General features: G+C 70.6%; 25 protein-coding genes and 2 tRNA genes. 16 read left to right on the top strand and 11 right to left on the bottom strand.

Going from position 1 to position 22,516, the window contains the following annotated elements; all coding sequences use genetic code 11:
- Positions 1–2: 2 nt before the first annotated feature.
- Both purN and purM read right to left on the bottom strand, forming a co-directional pair.
- Positions 3–590, bottom strand: a complete 588-nt coding sequence (gene purN / locus FNF32_RS00430) for a phosphoribosylglycinamide formyltransferase (RefSeq protein ID WP_131673578.1) — start codon at positions 588–590, stop codon at positions 3–5.
- Positions 587–1,618, bottom strand: coding sequence for a phosphoribosylformylglycinamidine cyclo-ligase (purM, locus tag FNF32_RS00435; protein WP_131673579.1), 1,032 nt, complete (start codon positions 1,616–1,618; stop codon positions 587–589). The genes purN and purM overlap by 4 nt, the downstream gene beginning before the upstream one ends.
- A 111-nt stretch (positions 1,619–1,729) precedes the next feature.
- On the opposite strand from purM, the gene FNF32_RS00440 reads away from it, so the two are divergent.
- Positions 1,730–1,805 (top strand) — tRNA-Ile (locus FNF32_RS00440).
- Positions 1,806–1,831: 26 nt separating this feature from the next.
- Here the strand turns inward: FNF32_RS00440 and FNF32_RS00445 are convergent.
- Positions 1,832–2,059 (bottom strand): hypothetical protein, encoded by a 228-nt coding sequence (locus FNF32_RS00445; protein ID WP_131673580.1) that lies wholly within the window; start codon positions 2,057–2,059, stop codon positions 1,832–1,834.
- Between the two features lie 137 nt (positions 2,060–2,196).
- Here FNF32_RS00445 and FNF32_RS00450 point away from each other — a divergent pair, with 137 nt between their 5' ends.
- The 4 genes from FNF32_RS00450 to kce are packed head-to-tail and all read left to right on the top strand — an operon-like array spanning position 2,197 to position 5,572.
- Positions 2,197–2,961, top strand: coding sequence for a LamB/YcsF family protein (locus tag FNF32_RS00450; protein WP_131673581.1), 765 nt, complete (start codon positions 2,197–2,199; stop codon positions 2,959–2,961).
- A 5-nt stretch (positions 2,962–2,966) separates the two neighbouring features.
- A complete protein-coding gene (locus FNF32_RS00455; RefSeq protein WP_131673582.1) occupies positions 2,967–3,656 on the top strand; it encodes a 5-oxoprolinase subunit B family protein in 690 nt (229 codons plus the stop codon).
- Entirely contained in the window at positions 3,653–4,600 is a 948-nt protein-coding gene (locus tag FNF32_RS00460; RefSeq protein ID WP_131673583.1) for a 5-oxoprolinase subunit C family protein, read from the top strand. The genes FNF32_RS00455 and FNF32_RS00460 overlap by 4 nt, the downstream gene beginning before the upstream one ends.
- Before the next feature lie 24 nt (positions 4,601–4,624).
- Complete coding sequence (gene kce, locus FNF32_RS00465) at positions 4,625–5,572, top strand: 3,5-dioxohexanoate:acetyl-CoA acetone transferase (RefSeq protein WP_131673584.1); 948 nt, start codon at positions 4,625–4,627, stop codon at positions 5,570–5,572.
- A 268-nt stretch (positions 5,573–5,840) separates the two neighbouring features.
- On the opposite strand, the gene FNF32_RS00470 is transcribed toward kce, so the two are convergent.
- A tRNA-Thr gene (locus FNF32_RS00470) sits at positions 5,841–5,915 on the bottom strand.
- Between the two features lie 123 nt (positions 5,916–6,038).
- On the opposite strand from FNF32_RS00470, the gene FNF32_RS00475 reads away from it, so the two are divergent.
- The gene (locus FNF32_RS00475; RefSeq protein ID WP_131673585.1) at positions 6,039–6,914 is read left to right on the top strand and encodes a hypothetical protein; all 876 of its coding nucleotides are present in this window, start codon (positions 6,039–6,041) and stop codon (positions 6,912–6,914) included.
- 45 nt (positions 6,915–6,959) lie between these two features.
- Here FNF32_RS00475 and FNF32_RS00480 read toward each other — a convergent pair whose 3' ends face one another.
- A complete protein-coding gene (locus FNF32_RS00480) occupies positions 6,960–7,211 on the bottom strand; it encodes a DUF2312 domain-containing protein (RefSeq protein WP_131673586.1) in 252 nt (83 codons plus the stop codon).
- A gap of 141 nt (positions 7,212–7,352) precedes the next feature.
- Here FNF32_RS00480 and FNF32_RS00485 point away from each other — a divergent pair, with 141 nt between their 5' ends.
- Both FNF32_RS00485 and dtd read left to right on the top strand, forming a co-directional pair.
- A complete protein-coding gene (locus FNF32_RS00485) occupies positions 7,353–7,592 on the top strand; it encodes a hypothetical protein (RefSeq protein ID WP_131673587.1) in 240 nt (79 codons plus the stop codon).
- Between the two features lie 2 nt (positions 7,593–7,594).
- Positions 7,595–8,044, top strand: coding sequence for a D-aminoacyl-tRNA deacylase (dtd, locus tag FNF32_RS00490; protein ID WP_131673588.1), 450 nt, complete (start codon positions 7,595–7,597; stop codon positions 8,042–8,044).
- 2 nt (positions 8,045–8,046) lie between these two features.
- Here the strand turns inward: dtd and FNF32_RS00495 are convergent, their stop codons facing one another.
- From FNF32_RS00495 to FNF32_RS15495, 5 genes are all read right to left on the bottom strand, one after another.
- Complete coding sequence (locus FNF32_RS00495; protein ID WP_131673589.1) at positions 8,047–8,799, bottom strand: ABC transporter permease; 753 nt, start codon at positions 8,797–8,799, stop codon at positions 8,047–8,049.
- On the bottom strand, positions 8,796–9,707 hold the full coding sequence (locus FNF32_RS00500; protein ID WP_342778001.1) for an ABC transporter ATP-binding protein: 912 nt from the start codon (positions 9,705–9,707) through the stop codon (positions 8,796–8,798). Before FNF32_RS00500 ends, FNF32_RS00495 begins: the two co-directional genes overlap by 4 nt.
- Before the next feature lie 44 nt (positions 9,708–9,751).
- Positions 9,752–10,888, bottom strand: coding sequence for an ABC transporter permease (locus tag FNF32_RS00505; RefSeq protein ID WP_131673591.1), 1,137 nt, complete (start codon positions 10,886–10,888; stop codon positions 9,752–9,754).
- Positions 10,889–10,895: 7 nt separating this feature from the next.
- The gene (gene osmF, locus FNF32_RS00510; protein WP_246087612.1) at positions 10,896–11,801 is read right to left on the bottom strand and encodes a glycine betaine ABC transporter substrate-binding protein OsmF; all 906 of its coding nucleotides are present in this window, start codon (positions 11,799–11,801) and stop codon (positions 10,896–10,898) included.
- A gap of 178 nt (positions 11,802–11,979) precedes the next feature.
- Positions 11,980–13,275 (bottom strand): BON domain-containing protein, encoded by a 1,296-nt coding sequence (locus tag FNF32_RS15495; RefSeq protein WP_246087613.1) that lies wholly within the window; start codon positions 13,273–13,275, stop codon positions 11,980–11,982.
- A 667-nt stretch (positions 13,276–13,942) separates the two neighbouring features.
- On the opposite strand from FNF32_RS15495, the gene FNF32_RS00520 reads away from it, so the two are divergent.
- From FNF32_RS00520 to FNF32_RS00555, 8 genes are all read left to right on the top strand, one after another.
- Positions 13,943–15,184: a DEAD/DEAH box helicase gene (locus FNF32_RS00520; protein WP_131673605.1), complete on the top strand. Its 1,242-nt coding sequence runs from the start codon at positions 13,943–13,945 to the stop codon at positions 15,182–15,184.
- Between the two features lie 114 nt (positions 15,185–15,298).
- Complete coding sequence (locus tag FNF32_RS00525) at positions 15,299–15,871, top strand: thymidine kinase (RefSeq protein WP_131673593.1); 573 nt, start codon at positions 15,299–15,301, stop codon at positions 15,869–15,871.
- Between the two features lie 144 nt (positions 15,872–16,015).
- On the top strand, positions 16,016–17,185 hold the full coding sequence (locus tag FNF32_RS00530; protein ID WP_131673594.1) for a D-alanyl-D-alanine carboxypeptidase family protein: 1,170 nt from the start codon (positions 16,016–16,018) through the stop codon (positions 17,183–17,185).
- 10 nt (positions 17,186–17,195) lie between these two features.
- Entirely contained in the window at positions 17,196–17,819 is a 624-nt protein-coding gene (tmk, locus tag FNF32_RS00535) for a dTMP kinase (protein WP_131673595.1), read from the top strand.
- Positions 17,816–18,904 (top strand): DNA polymerase III subunit delta', encoded by a 1,089-nt coding sequence (locus tag FNF32_RS00540; protein WP_143796429.1) that lies wholly within the window; start codon positions 17,816–17,818, stop codon positions 18,902–18,904. Before tmk ends, FNF32_RS00540 begins: the two co-directional genes overlap by 4 nt.
- Before the next feature lie 60 nt (positions 18,905–18,964).
- A complete protein-coding gene (locus tag FNF32_RS00545; protein WP_131675333.1) occupies positions 18,965–19,819 on the top strand; it encodes a TatD family hydrolase in 855 nt (284 codons plus the stop codon).
- Positions 19,816–20,616 (top strand): MBL fold metallo-hydrolase, encoded by an 801-nt coding sequence (locus FNF32_RS00550; protein WP_131675334.1) that lies wholly within the window; start codon positions 19,816–19,818, stop codon positions 20,614–20,616. The genes FNF32_RS00545 and FNF32_RS00550 overlap by 4 nt, the downstream gene beginning before the upstream one ends.
- On the top strand, positions 20,613–21,557 hold the full coding sequence (locus FNF32_RS00555; protein WP_131675335.1) for an AEC family transporter: 945 nt from the start codon (positions 20,613–20,615) through the stop codon (positions 21,555–21,557). Before FNF32_RS00550 ends, FNF32_RS00555 begins: the two co-directional genes overlap by 4 nt.
- A gap of 2 nt (positions 21,558–21,559) precedes the next feature.
- Here the strand turns inward: FNF32_RS00555 and FNF32_RS00560 are convergent, their stop codons facing one another.
- A complete protein-coding gene (locus FNF32_RS00560; protein ID WP_131675336.1) occupies positions 21,560–22,513 on the bottom strand; it encodes an ABC transporter permease in 954 nt (317 codons plus the stop codon).
- Positions 22,514–22,516 lie beyond the last annotated feature (3 nt).

Raw genomic sequence — 22,516 nt, forward strand, 5'->3', positions numbered from 1 at the left:
GGTCAGATGTCGATCCGCGCCGTCTGTCCGTCCGCGAACCGCCGCAGCACCGCAGGGTAAAGCCGGTGTTCCGCGACCAGCACCCGCGCGGCCAGGCTTTCAGCCGTGTCGCCGGGCTCGACCGGCACCCGCGCCTGCCCCAGGATCGGGCCGTCGTCCAGTTCCGGGGTGACGAGGTGGACAGAGCATCCCGCGACAGCGTCGCCCGCGTCCAGCGCGCGCGCGTGGGTATGCAGCCCCGGATAGGCCGGCAGCAACGAGGGATGGATGTTCAGCATCCGCCCCTCGAACCGCACGACGAATGCGGGCGTCAGGATCCGCATGAACCCAGCAAGGCACAGGATGTCGGGCCGGGCCGCCAACAGGGGTTCCAGCAGCGCGGCCTCGAACGCGGCGCGGTCGCGGCCGAAGGGCCTGTGATCGACGGCTGCGGTCGGCACGCCAAGCGCCGCGGCGCGGTCCAGCCCGGCGGCGGCGGGATCGTTCGACGCGACCAGCACCGGCCGTGCCGGGTGATCCCCGGTCATGCTTTCCACCAGGCGGACCATGTTCGATCCGCCGCCTGATATAAGAATCGCGACCCGCTTCACTTCAGCCGGCCGCGATACCCGACCCCTGCGCCGGGCTGCACATGCCCCAGACGCACCACGGCTTCGCCTTCAGACGCCAGCAGTGCCTCGATCGCGCCGGCCTTGTCCACGGCCACGGCCAGCACCATGCCGATGCCGCTGTTGAAGGTCTTGAGCATCTCGCGCTCGGCGATCCCGCCGGCCTGCGACAGCCACGCAAAGACCGGCGGCAGGGTCCAGGCTTCAAGGTCGATCTCGGCCCCGAGTCCCTCGGGCAGGACGCGGGGCAGGTTCTCGGTCAGGCCGCCGCCGGTGATGTGGGCGGCGGCGTGAACGCCTCCGTGCCGGATCGCGGCCAGCACCGGGCGGACGTAAAGGCGGGTGGGCGCCAGCAGCGCCTCGCCCAGCGTGCCCTGACCGAACGGGCTCGGGTCGGTCCAGGACAGCCCCGCCGTTTCCGCGACTTTGCGGACCAGCGAGAAGCCGTTGGAATGAACCCCGTCCGACCGCAGCCCCAGCAGCACGTCGCCCGCCGCCACGTCACGCGGCAGCGCGGTCCCGCGCTGCATCGCGCCGACGGCGAAGCCCGCGAGGTCGAAATCGCCCGCCGCGTACATGCCCGGCATCTCGGCCGTCTCGCCGCCGATCAGCGCGCAGCCCGACAGGCGGCACCCCTCGGCGATGCCGGCGATGACGCGGGCGCCTTCGTCCACGCTCAGCTTGCCGGTGGCGAAGTAGTCGAGGAAGAACAGCGGCTCCGCCCCCTGGCACACCAGGTCGTTGACGCACATCGCGACCAGGTCGATCCCCACGCCGTCAAGCGCCCCGGTGTCGATCGCGATCCGCAGCTTGGTGCCCACGCCATCGGTGGCCGCGACCAGCACCGGGTCGTCGTAGCCCGCCGCGCGCGGGTCGAACAGCGCGCCGAAGCCGCCGAGACCTTCCATCACGCCCGGGCGGCGCGTGGCGGCGGCCGCCGGCTTGATCCGGTCCACAAGGGCGTTCCCCGCGTCGATATCGACGCCCGCGTCGCGATAGCTGATGCTCATGATCGTCCCCACTGGCCCGGTTTTCGCTGCCTTAGGACAGATTGACTTGACCCGCAAACCCGCATTTGCGACAGCGGGCGCACCGGCGGCCCTGTGCGGCCACCGGCGGCCGGGCCTGTAGCTCAATGGTCAGAGCAGGGCGCTCATAACGCCTTGGTTGGGGGTTCAAGTCCCTCCGGGCCTACCAACTTTTCCTGATTCCGCAGCCATCCGTCACTCAAGCCGCGCGGCGAAGCGGTCGCTTACCGTGCGGCTGATGAAGCCGCTCAGGCCCTGGCCCGCACGGGCAAGCGCGACCATCCGGTCAAGGTTGCCCTGCCCGACCGACGCGGCGGTGTAGCGATAGACGGACCCGTTCCTGAACCGCACGTCGATATGCGAGCGGCCGATCTGGAAAGCGACCACGCCCGATCCGTGATCGCCGTTGCCATATGGCTCCATCCCCCGATCCCCTTTCGGCGTGCAGGCTAGGACGCCACATCGCGCCCCTTCAAGCGCCGGGCTGCGCCCCCGTCTGGACGCCGCCGCCGGGGTCGTGTCAGATGCGGGCGAAACGCCAGGGGGCAATGGGGGGCAGCATGGCAAGGATTGACCTGAACTCGGACCTGGGCGAGGGTTTCGGCCCGTGGAAGATGGGCGACGACGACGCGATGCTGTCCCTTGTGACCAGCGCCAACGTCGCCGCCGGCGGTCATGCCAGCGATCCCGACAACATGTTCGCGACCCTGTCGCTCGCCGCCGCGCGCGGGGTCGTGGTGGGGGCGCATCCGGGCTATCCCGACCGCGAGGGGTTCGGGCGGCGCGTGATCCCGATGCAGCCCGACCAGATCGGGCGCATGGTCGCGGCCCAGACCGGGGCGCTGTCGGCGCTGGCCGCGCTGGCGGGGACCCGCGTCCGCTTCGTCAAGCCGCACGGCGCGCTGGGGAACCTTGCGGCGGCCGACATGGACGTGGCGCGCGCCATCGCGGCGGCCGTCAAGGGCGTTGACCGCGACCTCGCCATCCTCGCGATTTCCGGCACCGCGCTGGAACAGGCGGCGCGGCTTGCCGACGTGCAGGTATTCTCGGAAATCTTCGCCGATCGCGCCTATCAGCCGAACGGCCAGCTGGTGCCCCGCAGCCAGCCGGGCGCGGTGCTGCACGACGTGGACGCGGTCGCGCAGCGGCTGATCGGATTCCTGCAGGACCGCCGGATGCCGGTGCAGGGCGGCCAGCCGATCGAGCTTGCGGCCGATTCCATCTGCGTCCACAGCGACACCCCCGGCGCGGTCGAGATGGCGAAGCTGCTGCGCGCGCGGCTGGACGAGGCGGGCGTGACCGTCGCCCCGTTCCTGCAGGACTGACCGCGATGACGCTGCGCCTTGCGCCCGTGGCGGAACACGCCCTGCTGGTCGAGTTCGGCGAAACCATCGACGACGCCACCAGCGAACGCATCGTGGCGCTGGACCGCGCCCTTGCCGCCGCCGCGCCTGATGGGCTGCGCGAGGTGGTGCCGGGCATGGTCAACCTGCTGGTGGATTTCGACCCGCTCGTCACCGACCACGCCCGGATCGAGGCTGCGGTCCGCGACTGCCTGACCCGCCCGGTGCCCGCGTCCGCCGCCGGTACCCGGCGCGAGGTCGAGGTGTGCTACGACTCCGACCTCGGCACCGATCTGTCGGCGGTGGCCGAACAGACCGGCCTTGGCGTGGACGCGGTGATCGCCGCGCATCTGGGCGGCGATTACCGCGTCAGGATGTACGGCTTCACCCCCGGCTACGCCTACATGTCGGGCACGCCCGCCGCGATCCAGCTGCCCCGCAAGCCTGCCGCGATCCGCGGCGTGCCGGCCGGCAGCGTCATCATCGCGGGGCCGCAATGCATCGTCACCACGCTGCTGATGCCCGCCGGGTGGTGGGTGCTGGGCCGCTCGCCCACGCGGATCCTGACCGGCGACGAGGACCAGCCGTTCCTGTTCGACGTGGGCGACGCCGTGACGATGCGCCGGATCAGCCGGGACGACTACGAACGCAAGGCGCGCCGCGAGGACCCGGCATGACGACGACACGGCTTCGGATCACGCATGCGGGCCCGCATGTGTCCTATCAGGATGGCGGGCGGCACGGGATGCTGCGGTTCGGGGTCCCGGAATCGGGCCCCATGGACTGCACCGCGCACGCGGCCGCGAACCTCGCCGTCGGCAACCCCGCCGGGGCCACCGCGATCGAGGTGTCGCCCGCGGGCCTCGCGGTCGAATGCGTCGAGGGGCAGGTCACCTTCGCGGTCGCGGGCGGCGGGTTCCTGATGGATCACGCCGGCACCCGTGGCGGCGTCTGGGAAACCCGCACCCTGCGCGCCGGCGAGACGCTGCGGATCATGCGCGGCCACTGGGGCAGCTGGACCTACCTCGCGCTCGCCGGGCGCGTGCGCGCGACCGAGTGGCTGGGCCACACCGCGACGCTGGCGACGTCGGGCTTCGGCGGCGGCCTGCTGGCGACCGATGGTGAAATCGTGATCGAGGACAGCCGCGCTGAGCCCGCGCGCGAGCGAAGCTTTCCCTGCCCGGTCTTCGCCCGGCCCAAGGCGCAGGCCCGCGTCGTCGTCGGCCCGCAGGACCACCGGCTGGAACCCGAGGCGCTGTCGGCGCTGCTGGACGGGGTGCATGTGCTGTCGGATTCCTATGACCGGATGGGGGTGCGCTTGCGCGGGCCCGCGCTTGCGATCCGCGACGCGCTGTCGATCCCGTCCGAGCCGATCGTGGCGGGCTCGATCCAGGTCGCGGGCGACGGCGTGGCCACGCTTCTGCTGCGCGACCACCAGACGACCGGCGGCTATCCCAAGATCGCGACGGTCCTCGCCTCGGACCTCGACCAGATCGTGCAGCTGCGCCCGCGCGCCCGGATCGTGTTCAAGGCCGTGACCCCCGCCCGCGCGGTCGAGATCGCGCGCCAGCAGGCAAGGACAAAGGCGATGTGGCTGGACACGCTGGCGCACCACGCCTGACCGTTCGCGAGACCGGAGGACCCGATGAAGAAAGCCCCCTACCGCACCCCCAAGGTCATCATCAGCTGCGCCATCACCGGCAGCATCCACACCCCCAGCATGTCGGACGCGCTGCCCGTGACCCCGGACGAGATCGCGCAGTCCGCGATCGAGGCGGCCGAAGCCGGGGCCGCGATCCTTCACCTGCACGCCCGCGACCCCAGGGACGGGCGGCCCTCGGCGTCGGCCGAGGTGTTCGGGCAGTTCCTGCCGCGGATCAAGCAGGCGACCGATGCGGTCGTGAACATCACCACCGGTGGCGGCCTGACCATGACGATGGACCAGCGGCTGGAAGGGGCGATGGCCGCGCGCCCCGAAATGGCGTCGCTCAACATGGGGTCGATGAACTTCGGCATCTTCCCGATGGCGGCGAAGGACCGCGACTGGAAGCACGACTGGGAAAAGCCCTACCTGCAGGGCACCGACGACTTCATCTTCCGCAACACGTTCAAGGATATCGAGCACATCCTGACGAACCTGGGCCAGGCGCACGGCACGCGGTTCGAGCATGAATGCTACGACGTGGGGCACCTGTACAACGTGGCGCATTTCGTGGACCGGGGGCTGCTCAAGCCGCCGTTCTTCGTCCAGATGATCTTCGGCATCCTGGGCGGGATCGGGGCCGCGCCGGAAAACCTGATCTTCATGAAGGAAACCGCCGACAAGCTGTTCGGCGACGATTACCGATGGTCGGTGCTGGGCGCGGGCCGCCACCAGATGCCGCTGATCACGCAGGCCGCGATGATGGGCGGGAACGTCCGCGTGGGGCTTGAGGACAACCTGTACATCGGCGCGGGGCAGCTTGCCCGATCGAACGCCGAACAGGTCGCCAAGATCCGCCGGATCATCGAGGAACTGGGCCTGGCCATCGCGACCCCCGACGAGGCGCGCGAGATCCTTGCGCTGAAGGGCGGCGACAAGGTCGGCTTCTGAAGGCCCGCTTCGGTCGCGCATAGGCCTGCCCGAAAACACAGCCGGGGGCGGCTTTCGCCACCCCCGACAAGGTCTTAACGCAACCACGATACCAGCTATACTCGGCAACTGATGCGGGAATACCGCATCTGGCATTCCCTGTTTAGTTGTCCATTGGGACAGGTGTGAGGCGAGTGGCGCACGGGCCAACTCAGCCGACATCCTCGCGCCCGGCGAACGGACCGACGCGCAGACCGGCGCGCGGCCACGATGTCCTGAAAATGCGGGGTGGTGCCGGTTGAGGGGATTGAACCCCCGACCTTCGGTTTACAAAACCGCTGCTCTACCGCTGAGCTAAACCGGCGCGCTGCGATCCCTAGACCCCGCCACGGCCGCGCGCAAGATTTCCGTTCGGTTTGACTGTCACCGCGCGGACGCTAGTGTGCTGCGACCCTTGGGTGTGAAGGGCGGGCATGAAGGGCGGGCGATGAAGGCAGCATTCTATCTGGGCACCCACGGGACCGAACCCGAGCGCACCGTCCGCGCCCTGATGGACAACCGCGGCTGGATGCTGGAACACGGCATCGAACCGATCCCCCCCTCGCGTCACCGCGGCCTTCTGGAAGAGGCGCTCGCCGCCCTGTCCGGCGGCCCCGCCACGCCCGAGATGGAAGACGTGCTGCTGGATTCCATCCTCGACAGCGACGCGCCGGAGCGGATCATCATCTCGCAGCCCGCGCTGATCGGCGTGCCCGCGCGCTGCCTGTCCGAGCCGGGCTTCTTCGCCGCCGCCGGGCCCAAGATGGTCGCGGCCGCGAACCTGTTTCCCGCCGCCGAGGCAGAGTTCTTCATGGCCCTGCGCAACCCCGCCACGCTGATCCCGTTCCTGCTGGACAAGATCGACCCGAACCGGACCGAACAGCTGATGGGCGGGCGCAACCCCGAGACGATGCGGTGGGCGCCCGCGGTCCGGCAGATGCTGCAATCCATCGGCCGCCGCCGGCTCGTCCTGTGGTGCCACGAGGATACGCCGCTGATCTGGCCCGAGGTGCTGCGGCGGATCGCGGGCATTCCCGCCGACGTGCCGCTGCGCGCGGGGCTGTCGGCGCTGGCGGATGTGCTGACCGACGACGGCATGATCGAATTGCGGGCGGCGCTGAAATCGGCGCCGCGGCTGACGATCGACTCGCGCCGCGACATCTTTTCGGACGTTCTGGGCCGCCACGCCCGCCCCGACGCGATCGAGGCGACGATCACCACGCCCGGCTGGACGCAGGACCGGGTGGACCGGATGACGGCGGCCTATGACGAGGACGTGGCAGAGATCGCAGCCCTGCCGGGGGTGGAGTTCATCGCCCCCTGATGACCTGGCGAAACCGCGCGGCGGTGCCGGGTCGCCCTGCCCGCGTCAGGCCATGCCCAGGGCGGCCTTGTACATTTCCAGGATCGCCTCTTCCTCGGCGATGTCGTCCTTGTCGCGCTTTCTCAGTGCGATGACCTTGCGCATCACCTTGGTGTCGTAGCCGCGCGCCTTCGCCTCAGCCATCAGCTCTTTCTGGCGCTCGGCCACGTCCTTCTTCTCGGCGTCGAGCTGCTCGTACTGCTCGATGAACTGCCGCAGCTCTCCGGCCGCGACGCCGTAGCTGGTATCGTCCTGCATCGGTGTCCCCGTTCGTTGAAGCCCTGCCGTTGCCGCAGCGGCGATCTTGTCAGGGCGGCACCCTTAGGCCGTCTTGCCCGCTGGCGCAATCGCCGCTAGGGCCGGGGGAACGCGCGCCGCGCCGACCGAAAGGAACGATCCATGACCGCTTTCGACCTGCTGATCTGGGGCGGCGCGCTGCTGACCGCGCTGGGGCTGTGCGCGATCGTCTGGTGCATCGTCCGCGTCCTCGGCGCGCGGCGCGCGCGGGCCGAAGGCAGGCTGGACGAGGCGGGGTTGCGGGCGCGGATGCAGCGGGTCGTCGTCATCAACATGGCGGCGCTCGCCTCGTCGATGCTGGGACTGATGGCCGTGGTCGTCGGCGTCATGCTGGGGCGCTGACGATGCGGGCGCTGATCCAGCGCGTGACCCATGCCTCGGTCGAGGTCGAGGGGCGCTGCATCGGTCGGATCGGGCCGGGGCTACTGATCCTCGTCTGCGCCATGCGGGGCGATGACGACGCAGCGGCGGCGAAGCTTGCCGCACGGGTGGCCAAGCTGCGGATCTTCAGGGACGAGGCGGACAAGATGAACCTGTCGGTCCTCGACATTGCGGGCGGGGCGCTGGTCGTGAGCCAGTTCACCCTTGCCGCCGACACCCGCACCGGCAACCGCCCCGGCTTTTCCGCCGCCGCCGCGCCCGACGACGGGCTGCGGCTGTACGAGGCGTTCGCGGACGCGCTGCGCGAGCAGGGCGTTCCGGTCGAGACGGGCGAGTTCGGGGCCGACATGAAGGTGTCGCTGCTGAACGACGGTCCCGTCACGATCTGGATGGACAGCGCCGACCGCGCCTGAGATCAGGCGGCCGCCGTCCGGGCGCGGGCGCCGCGCGGGCCGACCAGCCCGCCCGCCAGCCCCAGCGCGTCGTGGACGATCAGCGCCAGCGCCGCCGTCAGCAGCCCGCCCTGCACGACGAAAGCCATGTTGTTGGCGTTCAGCCCGGCGATGATGACCTCTCCCAATCCCGGGGCGGCGACGGTGGACCCGATCGCGGCGGTCGAGATCGCGATCACGGCCGAAATCCGCACCCCCTCGACGATCAGCGGCGCGGCCAGCGGCAGTTCCACCCGGACCAGCCGCTGGCGCGGGGTCATGCCCATGCCGTCGGCGGCCAGCATCACCGACGGCGGCACCCCCGTCAGCCCCGCCAGCGCATTCTCGAGAATCGGCAGCAGGCCGTAGAGGAACAGCGCGATCAGCGTGGGCCACGCGCCGAACCCCACCACCGGCACGGCGAGGGCAAGCACCGCGACGGGCGGAAAGGTCTGCCCGAAGCCGCCGAGCGCGCGCGCGAGCGGCAGGAAATCCGCCCCGGCCGGTCGGGTAACGAGGATCGCCAGCCCGATCGCCATCAGCGCCGAGGGCACGATCGCGGCCGCCACCAGCCCCAGATGCCACGCGGTCAGGCCGGAAAGGCTCGCGCGGTCATAGACGACGGGCATGCCCGGCGGCGCCAGCGGGCGCAGCAGCGGCGCGAACAGGCCGGGCCACAGCACGAAGATGGCGACCAGCGCCCACAGGACCAGCCGCACGGGCCAGGCCGCCCTCATTCCGGGCGGCCCGCGCGGATCAGGTCGTCGCGCGAGACGGTGCCGCCGGTCCCGTCGGCCCGCGCGACCCGCACGTGGTCCCGCCCGGTCCAGATCATCTCGGACAGCGCCTCGGCCATGGTCGTGCCGGGCGAAAGCGGCGGCGCGTCCGCATCGCCCGCCGCGGGTCCGGCCCCGGGTCCTTCAGGACGGGCCAGATCGGCGGCCGGGCGCAGCGATAAGTAGCGGAAGGCGCGGTCGCCCTCGCCCAGCAGGTCCGCGACGAAGGGGGTCGCCGGGCGGGCGATGATGTCGGCGGGGGCTGCGAACTGCTCGACCCGCCCCGCGCGCATGACAGCGATGCGGTCGCCAAGCCGGATCGCCTCGGCCATGTCGTGGGTGACGAGGATCACGGTCGTTCCCAGCCGCTTCTGGACCCGCGCCAGATCGGCCTGCGCCTGCGCCCGGATCACCGGATCGAGCGCACCGAACGGCTCGTCCATCAGCAGAAGTTCGGGCCGCACCGCCAGCGCGCGGGCGACGCCCACCCGCTGCGCCTGCCCGCCCGACAGTTCGTGCGGCAGGCGCGGGCCGATCACATCGGGGTCGAGCTGCAGCATCTCCATCAGCTCGCGGACGCGGGTGCGGACCTGCGCGCGGGGCCAGCGCAGAAGCACCGGCACGGTGGCGATGTTGCGCGCGGCCGACCAGTGCGGGAACAGCCCGTGATCCTGGATGACATAGCCGATCCGCCGCCGCAGGTCCGGGGCGGGCACGCCCGCGGTGTCGGCACCGTCGATCAGGATGCGGCCCGAGGTCGGCTCGATCAGCCGGTTCACCATCCGCAGCAGCGTGGATTTCCCCGAGCCGGAGGTCCCGACGACCGCCGCGACCGTCCCCTGCTCGACGGTCAGGGACACGTCGTTCACGGCCCTCACCCCTGCGAAGTCCTTGGTTACGGATTGCAGTTCGATCATCGCGCGGTCCCCGGCAGCATGCCGATCAGCGCGTCCAGAACGGCCGACGTGGCAAAGGCGAGCGCGACGGTCGGCAGCGCGCCCAGCAAGATCAGGTCGGTCGCGGTCTGGCCGATGCCCTGAAAGACGAAGGTGCCGAAGCCGCCCGCCCCGATCAGCGCGCCGACCGTCGCCATGCCGATATTCTGCACGAGGACGATCCGCGCCGCCGACACGATCACCGGCAGCGCCAGCGGCACGTCCACGGATGTGAGGCGCTGGCGCCGCGTCAGGCCCATGCCGTCGGCCGCCTCGGTCACGCTGCGGGGCACGCCGGTCAGCCCAACCACGGTGTTGGCGACGATGGGCAGCAGCGAATACAGAAACAGCGCCGCAAAGGCGGGCGCGGCGCCGATCCCGCGGATCCCGAGCGCGTGCGCGGCGGGCACGTTCGCGGCGATCCACGCCAGCGGCGCGATCAGCATTCCGAACAGTGCCATCGACGGGATCGTCTGCAGCATGGTGAGCAGCCCCAGCACCGGCGCACTGGCGCGGCGCGCCCGGGTCAGCCCGATCCCCAGCGGAACCCCGGCAAGCATCGCCGCCGCGAAGGACCCGAAGGCAAGCCAAAGGTGCCGCGCCCCTTCGCGCCAGAAAGACGCGCTGCGATTGCCGTACTCCTGCATGATCGACAGCTGCGACAGCGCGCCCGACCACAGGATCGCCGCGCCGATCGCGACCGCGACGGCGACGATGGCCAGCCGCATGGCGGGGCGCGGGTGCAGCCGCGCGCGCGCGTCCACGACCAGCAGCCCCGCGCTTACCAGCGCGACCCAGAACCCTGCGCCGGGACCCACCCGCACCTGCGGCGGACCGCCCGCGGTCAGCCGTGCGGCCGCCCACCCCATCGCAAGCAGGATCGCCACGACTAACGCCGCCGCCACGACGGTGCGGACTTGCGCCCGCCGCGCCAGCACAAGCGCGCCGATCATCGCCGCAAGACCCGCCACCGCAAGCGCCGCGCCGCCCCCGCCCAGCGCCGCGACGAGCGAGCGCGGCTCGGCCTCGGCGATCCGGTTCGCGCGGAACACGGCAAAGGGAAGCAGCGGCGAAAGCGCCAGCGGCAGGATCAGAAGCCGTGTCCCGCCGTTCATCAGCAGGTCACTTGAGCAGCCCGTTCGCGGTCAGGTATTCCTTTGCCACGTCGGCGGCCGGCAGCCCGTCCACCTGAACCTTGCCGTTCAGGTCCTGCAGCGTCTCGAGCGTCAGGCTTTCGAACACGGGCTTCAGCAGCGTCTCGATCTCGGGATGGTCGGCCAGCACCTCGGCCCGGATCACGGGCGCGGGCTGGTAGACCGGCTGCACGGACTTGTCGTCCTGCAGCACGACCAGATTCGACACGGCGATCTGCCCGTCGGTGCCATAGACCATCGCCGCGTTCGCGCCGCTGGTCTGGTTGCTCGCGGCCTGGATCGTGGCGGCGGTGTCGCCGCCCGACAGGACGATCAACTGGTCCTGGCTCAGCGTGAACCCGTAGGTCGTCTGGAACGCCGGCAGCGCCGGCGCGGAGTTCACGAATTCGGACGAGGCGGCCAGCTTGACCTCGCCGCCGCCCGCGACCCACTGGCCGAACTGCGAAAACGTCGTGACGCCCGCCGGCTCGGCCACGTCGCGGCGCACGGCCACGCCCCAGGTGTTGTTCGCGGGCGCGGGCGTCAACCACACAAGCTTGTTCTGCTCGCCGTCCAGCTTCTTCGCCTCGGCATAGGCGGCGGCCGCGTCCTTCCAGACCGGCTCGTCGGGGCGGTTGAAGAAATACGCGGCGTTGCCGGTGTATTCGGGGTAGATGTCGATCTCTCCCGCGACCAGCGCCTGCCGCACGACCGGGGTGGCGCCAAGCTGGACGCGGTTTTCCGTCTCGATCCCGGCGTTGTCGAGGACGGCGAGGATGATGTTGCCCAGAACGCCGCCTTCGGTGTCGATCTTGGACGAGACGACCACCTGAGCCTGTGCCGCGAAGGCAAGCGTGGCCGAGGCAGCGGCCGAAAGCAGAAGGGTTCGGAACAAGAGCAGTCTCCTTGGGATGGGCATCGACGCGCTTCGCCGGAACAGATGAACGCAGGCCGGGCGCAAAGGTTCACGGGATCGTGCGCGGGGTGGAAGAATACCGGTCGAAGGCGGCCGCGATGTTGCAAAAAAGGCCCCGGCGGGATGCCGGGGCCGTTGTCGGTGGGTCAGTGACAGGTCAGCGGGATTTGCCCGAGGACGACGAGCTGTCCGAGGACATCGAGCCACCGGTCGAGCCCGCAGTCGAGCCGCTCGTCGAACCGGTCATCGTGCTGCCCGAACCGGAGCTCGTGCTGCCATACGTGTCGGTGGACGAGGGTCCGGTCGAACCGGAGCCCGACCCCGAAGCAGCCGAAGAACCCGACCCGGAAGAACCCGAGCCCGACCCGACCCGAAGGTTGTTCTGCACGTGGTTCACGCCGCTGACGCTTTCCGCGCAGTCCTCGGCCCGGCGCTTATCCTCGCGGCGGTCTACCGTGCCGCTCAGCGTTACTTCGCCGTTCGACACGCTCACCTCGATGTTCGAGGCGTCGACGGACGGATCGTCGCTCAGCCGATCGGACACGTCCTCGCGCACCCGGTCGTCGGAACGCGAATAGCCCTTGGGACCCTTGCCGGCGTGATAGGTCTTGGTCCACCCGTCGCCCGACCGCTCGCCCTGCGACATGCCGCCGGCATAACCGCTCATACCGGCGATCGAACGCGAGCCGACGCCCCGGCTGTAATCGTCGCGGCTGTAGTCCTGGCCATAGTCCTGCGAGCCGCGCGACATCATCCCGTCGTCGAAGGACGTGCCGTAGTTGGTGCCCATGCCACCGGCCATGCCGCCGCCGGACCCGTACGATCCGTAGCCGCCGCGCGACTGGCCGCCATATTGGCCGCCGTACTGGCCACCCGTCTGGCCGCCCATCCGGCTGTAATCGTCCGACGACCGGCCATAGTCCGAAGCCGACCGGCTGTAATCATCGTCGTAGCCACGGCCCTGCCCGCCGCGCATCGAGCGTCCGCCCGCGCCGCCGCCGTAATCACCGCCGTAGCTGCCGCCGTAACCGCCGGACCCATAGGTTCCGCCGCCATAGTTCGCGCCGCCGTAGCCGGTGCCGTAGTTTCCGCGCGCGCCGCCGCCATAGCTGCCGCTGCCGGAATAGGTGCGGCCGTAATCGTCGCCGCCGTAACTGCTGCCACCATAGCCGCCGCCGCTGCCGCCGCCGTAGTTGCCGCCGCGCGCGCCGCGCCCGCCGTAGTCACGGTCGGCCGAGCCTCCGCCCATGCCGCCGCCCATGCCGCCGCCATAATTCCCGCCCGAACTGCGGTCCCAGCCGCCGCCCGAACCCGAGCCCTCGTTCTGCCCGCGCGAGGCATAGCGGTCGTCGCGCCAGTCGTCGCGGTCCACGAAGCCCGGGCGGTTGCCCCGGCGATCCCAGTCGGACCCGCCGCGGCGGCGATCGTCGTTCGAGTTCCAGTCGTCTTGCATGTTTTCGCTCCCGATTGATCGCGTCTGCGATCGTCTGCGAACGGCGCCACCGGGCTGGTGTCCGCCGGTTCGGCGCTGCGCGAGGGCGTGATCGCCACGCGAACTTGCCGATGGCTGACCAACGCGGCGTCATCGCCAACGGATGCATAATTTTTGATGACGGTCGCGCCTTCAGCGCCGATCCGGGCGGCGACCCAAGGGCGAGCCCTTGACTTTCCATGCATTCTCGACCACATGGATCCGGTCGATGCCTGCTGCCGCGTGAGCAGCCGCGTTCTCGCGAAGGCCCGGCGCTTCTCAGGTTCCCATGTCACGCAAGGGCTCCGGCGGGTTTCGTATCTGACCCGCACCCTTACGTTGCCGCGCCGTTCCGCATGGACGGGCGGCCCCGCGCCGTCCGGTACGAGGGCCGGCGCCAGGAAAAGACATGACCGACACCACCAACGACACGTCCAACGGCAGGTCCAACGCCGGGCGCTCGCGCGGCGAGCGCGGCGCACCGACCCGCGGCAACCAGGGCGCGGCCCAGCCCCGCGGCGATCGCGGCACCCGCCCCGAAGGCGCGCCGAAAACCCGGTCCGAGGGCTTCAGCGCCCGCCGCGGCCCCGGCCGCGCCAAGAAGGAACGGGCCGAGGCCGAGCCCTTCGTCCGCCGCGCCATCCCCGACATGGACACGCCCTTCACCCGCATGGGTATCGACCCGCGCGTGGCGATCAACCTGCCCGACCTTGGCCTGACCGAGCCGACCCCGATCCAGGCGCAGGCGATCCCCGCGCTGATCGACGGGCGCGACGTCATGGGCCTTGCCCAGACCGGCACCGGCAAGACGGCGGCGTTCAGCCTGCCGATGCTGACCCGGCTTCTGGCCGAGGGCCGCCGCCCCGAACCCGGCACCTGCCGGGCGCTGATCCTCGCGCCGACGCGGGAACTCGCGACCCAGATCGCCCAGAACGTCGAGGGCTTCGCCCAGGGCACCGGCATCCGCGCCTTCCGCGTGGTCGGCGGCGCCTCGATCAACGTGCAGGTGGACCGCCTTGCGCGCGGCGTCGACGTGCTGATCGCCACGCCCGGCCGCCTGATCGACCTGATCGAGCGCCGCGCGATCCGCTTCGACCAGACCCGCTACCTGGTGCTGGACGAGGCCGACCAGATGCTCGACATCGGCTTCATCCACGCGCTGCGCCGGATCTCTCGCCTGATCCCGGCGGAACGCACGACCATGCTGTTCTCGGCCACCATGCCGAAGCTGATGGAGGAGCTTGCCGAAAGCTACCTGACCGATCCGGTCCGCGTGGCGGTGAACCCGCCCGGCAAGGCCGCCGACAAGATCGCGCAAGGGGTCCACTTCGTGAACCAGGGCGACAAGGCCTCGCTGCTGGCGGATTACCTTGCCAAGCACCCGGGCGAGCTGGCGATCGTGTTCGGGCGCACCAAGCACGGGTCGGAAAAGCTTGCGGTGCTTCTGGACAAGTGGGGCCACAAGGTCGCCGCGATCCACGGCAACAAGAGCCAGGGGCAGCGTGAGCGTGCCCTGGCCGCGTTCCGCGCCGGCACGACCCATGTGCTGGTCGCGACCGACGTGGCGGCCCGTGGCCTCGACATTCCCGAGGTCGCGCATGTCTACAACTTCGACCTGCCGAACGTGCCTGAAAACTATGTCCACCGCATCGGCCGCACCGCCCGCGCCGGCCGCGATGGCCGCGCCGTCGCGTTCTGCGCGCCCGCCGAAGTGGGCGAGCTGCGGGCGATCGAAAAGGCGATGAAGTCGCCGATCCCGGTGATCGGGGGCGAGGCGCCGACCGGGCCGGTCCCCGCCGCGCGCAAGTTCGGCGCCAAGCCCGAGGGCGAGGCGCGCAAGCGCCCGGCGCGGCGGCCGTCGCGCGCGCCGCGGTCGGCAGGTCGCGGCTGATCGCCCGAACCATCGGACCAACTACCCCCCAACCTTAAAGGGCCGCGTTCACGCGGCCCTTTTTCATCGCCGCAGCGACTTGCCAGCCGCGACCCCGGCGCGCTAACCCGCGCCATGGCGAAACTGTATTTCCACTATTCCACGATGAACGCGGGCAAAAGCACGCTGCTGCTGCAAGCATCGCACAACTACCGCGAACGCGGCATGGCGACGCTGTTGCTGACGGCGGCGCTCGACACCCGCGCGGGTCCCGGCCGGATCGGCAGCCGCATCGGCATCGGCGCCGACGCGACCCCCTTCTGGCCCGACACCGACCTGTTCGCGCTGATCGAGGCCGAAGGGCGCGGCGTGGCCTGCGTCTTTGTGGACGAGGCGCAGTTCCTGACCCCGGCGCAGGTCTGGCAGCTGGCCCGCGTCGCAGACGACCTGCGGATCCCGGTCATGGCTTACGGGCTGCGGGTGGACTTCAAGGGCCAGCTGTTCCCCGGCTCGGCCGAGCTGCTGGCGCTGGCCGACGACCTGCGCGAGGTCCGCACCATCTGCCATTGCGGGCGCAAGGCCACGATGGTGGTGCGGCGCGGGCCGGACGGGCAGGTCCTGCATGACGGCGCGCAGATCCAGATCGGCGGGAACGAGACCTACGATTCGCTTTGCCGCCGCCACTGGCGCGAGGCGATGGGGATGTGAACGCCCGCGTCGGTCCCGTCCCGCGGCCGCGTTCAGGAAATCTTCACGACCTCCATGCCACAACTCGCCCGTCGATTGCGACCGGGGCCGCGCTGCGTTAACCCTGTCGGCATGCCGGCAAAGGCCGAACCGAAGGACTGTCCCATGCGCCCGTTACCGTCACGCCGTCTCGCCGCCGCCCCTATTCTGGCGCTGCTTCTGGCGCTGGCTCCGGCCGCCCGGGCGTTCGACACCAACGCACGCGAGGCATGGGTCTATGACATTTCAACCGGCACCGTGCTGATGGAAAAGGACGCGGACGTCGCGCGCCCGCCCGCGTCGATGTCCAAGCTGATGACCGTCTACATGCTGTTCGAGGCGGTTCACGAAGGCCGCGTGTCGATGGACACGCAGTTCCCCGTGTCGACCAAGGCCCGCCAGATGGAAGGGTCGACGATGTTCCTGAACGAACGCGACCGGCCCACCGTCGAGGAGCTGATAAAGGGCATTATCGTCCTGTCCGGGAACGACGCCTGCGTGGTCGTGGCCGAGGGGCTGGCGGGCACCGAACAGGCCTTTGCCCGACTGATGAATGACCGGGCAAAGGCGCTGGGGCTGACGAACTCGCATTTCGTGAACGCCTCGGGCTGGCCCGCGCCGGGTCACGAGATGTCGGCCCACGACCTGGGAATGCTGGGCCTGCACCTGATCCAGGACTTCCCCGAGCTCTACAAGAACTTCGCGGTAACCGAATACCCCTATGACAACCGCGCGCCCGCGAACCGCTACAACCGCAACCCGCTGCTCGACCTCGGGATCGGCGCGGACGGGCTGAAGACCGGCCACACCGCCGAGGCGGGATACGGGCTGGTCGGATCGGCGGTTCAGGACGGGCGCCGCATCGTCTTTGCGATTGGTGGCCTGCCGTCCGACACCGCGCGGGCCGAGGAATCCGAGCGGATCGTCAACTGGGCCTTCCGGCAGTTCACCATGCGCACGCTGGTGCCCAAGGGCGAAACGGTGGCGACCGCCCCGGTGTGGCTGGGCGAGCGGTCGAAGGTGGACCTGACCACGCCCGAGGGCGTCAACGTCCTGATCCCCGCCGGTGCCGAAAGCGGCGTCACCGCCGAGGCGGTGTTCCAGGGCCCGATCGAGGCGCCGGTCCGCGCCGGTCAGAAGCTGGGCGATCTGGTCGTGACGATCCCCGGCACCGAAGGCGCGCGCCTGCCGCTTCTCGCCGCAAGCGACGTGCCGCGCGCGGGCGTGGTGGGCCGCTTGCAGGGCGCCGCGATGCGCCTGGGCCGGCGCGCGGTCGATGCGGCCGTCGGCAGCTGACCGGCGGCGCATGTTCATCAGCCTTGAAGGCATCGACGGGTCCGGCAAATCGACGCAGGCCCGCCTGCTGGCCGACCACATCCGCGACACGGGCCGCGAGGTGGTGCTGACGCGCGAACCCGGCGGCTCGCCGGGTGCCGAGGAAATCCGCCGTTTGCTGGTCGAGGGCGCGAGCGAACGCTGGTCGGCCGAAACCGAGCTTCTGCTGTTCACCGCCGCCCGGCGCGACCATCTGGAGCGCACGATCCGGCCCGCGCTCGCACGCGGCGCGGTGGTCGTCAGCGACCGTTTCGCCGATTCCTCGCGCGTCTATCAGGGGACCGCGCGCGCCGACCTGCGCGGCCAGGTGGACCGGCTTCACGCGCTGATGATCGGGGTCGAGCCCGACCTGACGCTGGTGATCGACGCCGATCCCGAAACGGCACTGGGCCGCGGCAAGGCCCGGAACGCGGGCGAGGACAGGTTTGAAAACATGGGCCTGCCGTTTCAGTCGCGGCTGCGGGCGGGTTTCCTTGCGCTCGCGGCCGAGGCGCCGGACCGGGTCCGGGTGATCGACGGCCGCGGCGGCGTGGATGACGTCGCAGCCCGCGTCCGCGCCGCCGTGGACGCGGTCGCCCCCGCCCCGCGCGCATGACCGACGCCCCGCCACCCGAGGCCGACCGGGTCCCCGGCGCGCCCCACCCGCGCGAAACCCCGCGCGTGCTGGGACACGACGATGTCGTGGCCGAGTTCGTGGCCGCCGCACGGTCGAACCGCCTGCACCACGCGTGGCTTCTGACCGGGCCGCGCGGCACGGGCAAGGCGACGCTTGCCTGGGCCATCGCCCGCTGGCTTCTCGCAGGCGGCGAAACCGACGACCTGACCGTTCCGCCCGACCACCCGGTCGCGCGCCGCATCGCCGCGATGTCCGAGCCGCGGCTGCATCTCGTCCGCCGCCCGGTGGACGACAAGACGAACCGCCTGCGGTCCGAGATCACGGTGGACGAGGTCCGCAAGCTTCTGTCGTTCTTTCACATGAGCGCGGCCGAGGGCGGGCGCCGGATCGCGATCGTGGATGCCGCGGACGAACTGAACACCGCCGCCGCCAACGCGCTGCTCAAGATGCTGGAAGAGCCGCCGGCGGACGCGCTGATCCTGCTGATCGCGCACCAGCCCGCGCGGCTTCTGCCCACGATCCGGTCGCGCTGCCGCACCCTGCGCCTGTCCCCGCTGACGCCCGAGACGATGGCGCAGGCGATGGAACCGCTTGAGATCGAGGGCGATCCGGTCCAACTCGCGGCGCTGGCGGATGGATCGGTGGGCGAGGCGCTGCGGCTGTCGGGGCAGGATGGGCTTGCGGTGTACCAGTCGATCGTGGACCTGTTCGCCACCCTGCCCCGTTTCGACCGCGCCCGCGCCGCCGCGCTCGCCGATGTGGCCGGTGGCCGCCCGGGCGCCGACGGCGATCCGTTCGATCTTGTGATCACGCTTCTCGACCGCTTCCTGACCCGCACGGCGCGCGCCGGGCTGATGGGCGCGCCGCTGGTGCAGGCGGCGCGGGGCGAGGCCGAGCTGATGGCGCGGATCGCGCCCGACGACCGCGCCGCGCGCGCCTGGGCCGCCGCGCAGGCCGAGCTTTCGGCGCGCGCGCGCCGCGGCCGGGCGGTCAACCTTGACCCTTCCGCGCTGGTCATGGATATGCTCGTGACGCTTGCACAGGCCCCGCTCGCCGAGGCGTAGGCGACCGCAAGCCCGACGACCCACGGCGCCCCCGCCGACCAGATGCCACCAAAGGCCGCCATGACCGATCCGCAGACCGACCCGGCGGCGCCGGACGCCCCGCCCGCGCTCGTCGACAGCCATTGCCACCTCGATTTTCCCGACTTCGCGGACGAACGGGACCAGATCGTCGCCCGCGCCCGCGAAGCCGGAGTGACGCGCATGGTCACGATCTGCACGCGGCTGCGGCTCGAACCTTCGGTCCGCGCCATCGCCGAGGCGCATGAAGGTATCTTCTACGCCGCCGGCACCCATCCGATGCAGGCCGCCGAAGAGCCGATGACCACGGTCGAGGAACTGGTCGCCCTGTCCGCGCACCCCAGGTTCGTGGGCCTGGGCGAAACCGGCCTCGATTACCACTACACCGCCGAAAGCGCCGCCTTGCAGGCCGAAAGCCTGGCCATCCACATCGAGGCCGCGCGCCGGACCGGGCTGCCGCTCATCATCCACTCGCGCGACGCCGACGACGACATGGCGCGGATCCTGTCGACCGAGCACGCGGCGGGTGCGTTTTCCTGCGTGATGCACTGCTACAGCTCGGGTCCCGCGCTGGCCGAAACCGCCCTCGGGCTCGGCTTCTACCTGTCGATGTCGGGGATCGCGGCCTTTCCGCGCTCGACCGAGCTGCGCGAGATCTTCGCGGCCGCCCCGGTTGACCGCATCCTCGTCGAAACCGACGCGCCGTTCCTCGCCCCGCCCCCGTTCCGCGGCAAGCGCAACGAACCCGCGCATGTCGTCCACACCGCGCGCGCGGGCGCGGCGCTGTTCGAGATGACCGAGGCCGCGTTCGCCGCCCAGACCAGCGCCAACTTCGACCGCCTGTTCGCCAAGGCGGCCGCGCACCCGGACTCCGCCGCGCTGGCCCGTCGCGCATGATCCGGGCGACGATCCTCGGCTGCGGCTCGTCGGGCGGCGTTCCGCGCCTCGGCGGGCACTGGGGCGCCTGCGACCCCGCGAACCCCAGGAACCGCCGCCGCCGCTGCTCGCTGCTGGTCGAACGCGACGGCCCCGGCGGGACCACCCGGCTGCTGGTCGATACCGGCCCCGACCTGGTCCCGCAGCTGACCGACGCGGGCGTGGGGGTGCTGGACGCGGTCGTCTGGACCCATCCCCACGCCGACCACATCCACGGCATCGACGACCTGCGCCAGATCACCCACAACACCGGCGGGGTGCTGCCGGGCTGGGCCGACGCCGCCACGACGCGGGCGCTGCAGACCCGCTTTGGCTATATCTTCCACACGCCGCCGGGCTCGTCCTATCCGCCCATCGTCGCCCTGAACCTGATCGAGGGCGCGTTCGCCGTGGACGGCGCGGGCGGTGCGATCGAGGTCCTGCCGATCGAGGTCACGCACGGCAACATCACGGCGCTGGGGCTGAAGATCGGCGGCGATGACGGTCGCGCGCTCGTCTACCTGCCCGACGTGAACGGCATCCCGGATGCGGCCTGGCCCGCGATCATGGACGCCGACATCTTCATCTGCGACGCGCTGCGCCGCGTGCCCCACCCCTCGCACGCGCATCTGGACCTGACGCTCGGCTGGATCGAGCGGTCGCGGGCGCGGCGGGCGGTCATCACCAACATGCACATCGATCTCGACTACGAGGCGGTGATGGCGGAAACGCCCGACCATGTCGTCCCCGCGCATGACGGGCTGGTGCTGACGCTTTGAGCGTTCTGTTCACCGTCATCCTGCCGGTCTTCGTCGTGCTGGGTTACGGCTACGTCGTCGCCTGGCGCGGGATGCTGACCGAGGCCGCGATCGACGCGCTGATGCGGTTCGCGCAGAACTTCGCCGTGCCCGTCCTGCTGTTCGCTCAGGTCGCGCGGCTGGATCTTGCCACGAACTTCAACCCCTGGACCTGGGTCGCCTTCTATTCCGGCGCGTTCGTCGCCTTCCTGCTGGCGTGGGCCGTGTCGATCAGGGTCCTGCGGCGCAGCCCCGAGGATGCGGTCGCGATCGGGTTCGCCGCGTTCTTTTCCAACTCGCTGCTGCTCGGCATCCCGATCATGGAACGCGCCTACGGGACCGACGCGCTGGCCGGGAACGTGGCCATCATCGCGATCCATTCGCCGCTGCTCTACACCTTCGGGATCACGATGATGGAGGTGACGCGGGCGCGCGGGCAAAGCATGTCGCGCGGCCGGATCGCGATGCGGGCGCTGTCGGGGGTGCTGCACACGCCGCTGATCATCGGCATCCTGTGCGGGGCGGCGATGAACGTGCTGCTGCGGATGGGGCTGGTCATGCCACAGGGGTTCTGGGACGCGGCCGACATGATGTCGCGCGCGGCCCTGCCCACGGCGCTGTTCGGGCTTGGCGGTATCCTGTTCCGCTATCGGCCGGAAGGTGACGGCTGGGCGATCGCGCTGGTCTGCGGCTGTTCGCTGGTGATCCACCCGGTCATCACCTTCACGCTGGGCCACCTGTTCCAGCTGCCGGTGCCCGCGCTCCGCTCGGCGGTGGTGACGGCCAGCATGGCGCCGGGCGTGAACGCCTATCTGTTCTCGGCGATCTACGGGTCGGCGAAGCGGGTCACGGCCTCGGCGGTGCTGGTCTCGACCGCGCTGTCGATGCTCAGCATCTGGTTCTGGCTGTCCGTCCTGCCCTGACCTCAGGACGGGGTGACGCCGCGCAGCTTTTCGCCGCGCCGCCGCAGCAGCTCGACTGCCGCCAGCAGCGCCACGGAAAAGATCACCAGCAGCGTCGCCACGGCGAGGATCGCGGGGCTGATCTGGTCGCGGATCCCGCTCCACATCTGGCGCGGGATGGTCTGCTGGTCGGGGCCGGCGATGAACAGCACCGCCACCACCTCGTCGAACGAGGTGACGAACGCGAACAGCGCCCCCGACACCACGCCCGGCAGGATCAGCGGCATGACGATGCGAAAGAACGTGCGCCGCGGCCCCGCGCCCAGCGACGCCGCGGCGCGCGCAAGCGACTGGTCGAACCCGATCAGCGTCGCCGTCACGGTGATGATGACGAACGGAATGCCGAGGATCGCGTGGGCCATGATGACGCCAACGTAGGTCCCCGCGAGCTTGCCGCAGGTGACGCTGGCGCCGACCAACCCCAGCATCCCGCAGGGGTTCGAATAGAAGAAGAACATCCCCGTCGCCGTGATGATGATGGGCACGATCATGGGCGAGATCAGCAGCGCCATGATGAGCCGCCGGAACGGCATCTCGGGCCGCGCGAGCCCCAGAGCCGCCAGCGTCCCCAGCACCGTGGCCAGCACCGTCGAGGCGACCCCGATGATGAGCGAGTTCTTGGCCGCATTCACCCACTTTGAATTCGCCCACATGTCCGCCCACCAGGCCGCGCCGCGCGGCGCGTCGGGGTTCGCCATGCCGAAGGTCAGCAGGCTGTCGTACCAGCGCAGCGACCAGCCGTCGGGGTCGAGGGACAGCATCTCGCGGGTGAACGTGAAGAACTTCTCGGCGTTGAAGGACAGCGGGATCACCACGACGATCGGCGCGATCAGGAACACGAACACCGCCGTGCAGATGCCGAGGTAGATCCAGCGCCAGGCGCGCTCCGCCGTCGTCGCGTAGGTCGGAAGCGCCATGCC

The organism is Paracoccus marinus (assembly GCF_007018965.1).
GTDB classification, from domain to species: domain Bacteria; phylum Pseudomonadota; class Alphaproteobacteria; order Rhodobacterales; family Rhodobacteraceae; genus Paracoccus; species Paracoccus marinus.

Bases quoted from the DNA above. Each gene is read 5' to 3' on its own strand.
- purM (WP_131673579.1), bottom strand. From the start codon at position 1,618: ATGAGCATCAGCTATCGCGACGCGGGCGTCGATATCGACGCGGGGAAC.
- FNF32_RS00445 (WP_131673580.1), bottom strand. From the start codon at position 2,059: ATGGAGCCATATGGCAACGGCGATCACGGATCGGGCGTGGTCGCTTTC.
- FNF32_RS00450 (WP_131673581.1), top strand. From the start codon at position 2,197: ATGGCAAGGATTGACCTGAACTCGGACCTGGGCGAGGGTTTCGGCCCG.
- FNF32_RS00455 (WP_131673582.1), top strand. From the start codon at position 2,967: ATGACGCTGCGCCTTGCGCCCGTGGCGGAACACGCCCTGCTGGTCGAG.
- FNF32_RS00460 (WP_131673583.1), top strand. From the start codon at position 3,653: ATGACGACGACACGGCTTCGGATCACGCATGCGGGCCCGCATGTGTCC.
- kce (WP_131673584.1), top strand. From the start codon at position 4,625: ATGAAGAAAGCCCCCTACCGCACCCCCAAGGTCATCATCAGCTGCGCC.
- FNF32_RS00475 (WP_131673585.1), top strand. From the start codon at position 6,039: ATGAAGGCAGCATTCTATCTGGGCACCCACGGGACCGAACCCGAGCGC.
- FNF32_RS00480 (WP_131673586.1), bottom strand. From the start codon at position 7,211: ATGCAGGACGATACCAGCTACGGCGTCGCGGCCGGAGAGCTGCGGCAG.
- FNF32_RS00485 (WP_131673587.1), top strand. From the start codon at position 7,353: ATGACCGCTTTCGACCTGCTGATCTGGGGCGGCGCGCTGCTGACCGCG.
- dtd (WP_131673588.1), top strand. From the start codon at position 7,595: ATGCGGGCGCTGATCCAGCGCGTGACCCATGCCTCGGTCGAGGTCGAG.
- FNF32_RS00495 (WP_131673589.1), bottom strand. From the start codon at position 8,799: ATGAGGGCGGCCTGGCCCGTGCGGCTGGTCCTGTGGGCGCTGGTCGCC.
- FNF32_RS00505 (WP_131673591.1), bottom strand. From the start codon at position 10,888: ATGAACGGCGGGACACGGCTTCTGATCCTGCCGCTGGCGCTTTCGCCG.
- FNF32_RS15495 (WP_246087613.1), bottom strand. From the start codon at position 13,275: ATGCAAGACGACTGGAACTCGAACGACGATCGCCGCCGCGGCGGGTCC.
- FNF32_RS00520 (WP_131673605.1), top strand. From the start codon at position 13,943: ATGGACACGCCCTTCACCCGCATGGGTATCGACCCGCGCGTGGCGATC.
- FNF32_RS00525 (WP_131673593.1), top strand. From the start codon at position 15,299: ATGGCGAAACTGTATTTCCACTATTCCACGATGAACGCGGGCAAAAGC.
- FNF32_RS00530 (WP_131673594.1), top strand. From the start codon at position 16,016: ATGCGCCCGTTACCGTCACGCCGTCTCGCCGCCGCCCCTATTCTGGCG.
- tmk (WP_131673595.1), top strand. From the start codon at position 17,196: ATGTTCATCAGCCTTGAAGGCATCGACGGGTCCGGCAAATCGACGCAG.
- FNF32_RS00540 (WP_143796429.1), top strand. From the start codon at position 17,816: ATGACCGACGCCCCGCCACCCGAGGCCGACCGGGTCCCCGGCGCGCCC.
- FNF32_RS00545 (WP_131675333.1), top strand. From the start codon at position 18,965: ATGACCGATCCGCAGACCGACCCGGCGGCGCCGGACGCCCCGCCCGCG.
- FNF32_RS00550 (WP_131675334.1), top strand. From the start codon at position 19,816: ATGATCCGGGCGACGATCCTCGGCTGCGGCTCGTCGGGCGGCGTTCCG.
- FNF32_RS00560 (WP_131675336.1), bottom strand. From the start codon at position 22,513: ATGGCGCTTCCGACCTACGCGACGACGGCGGAGCGCGCCTGGCGCTGG.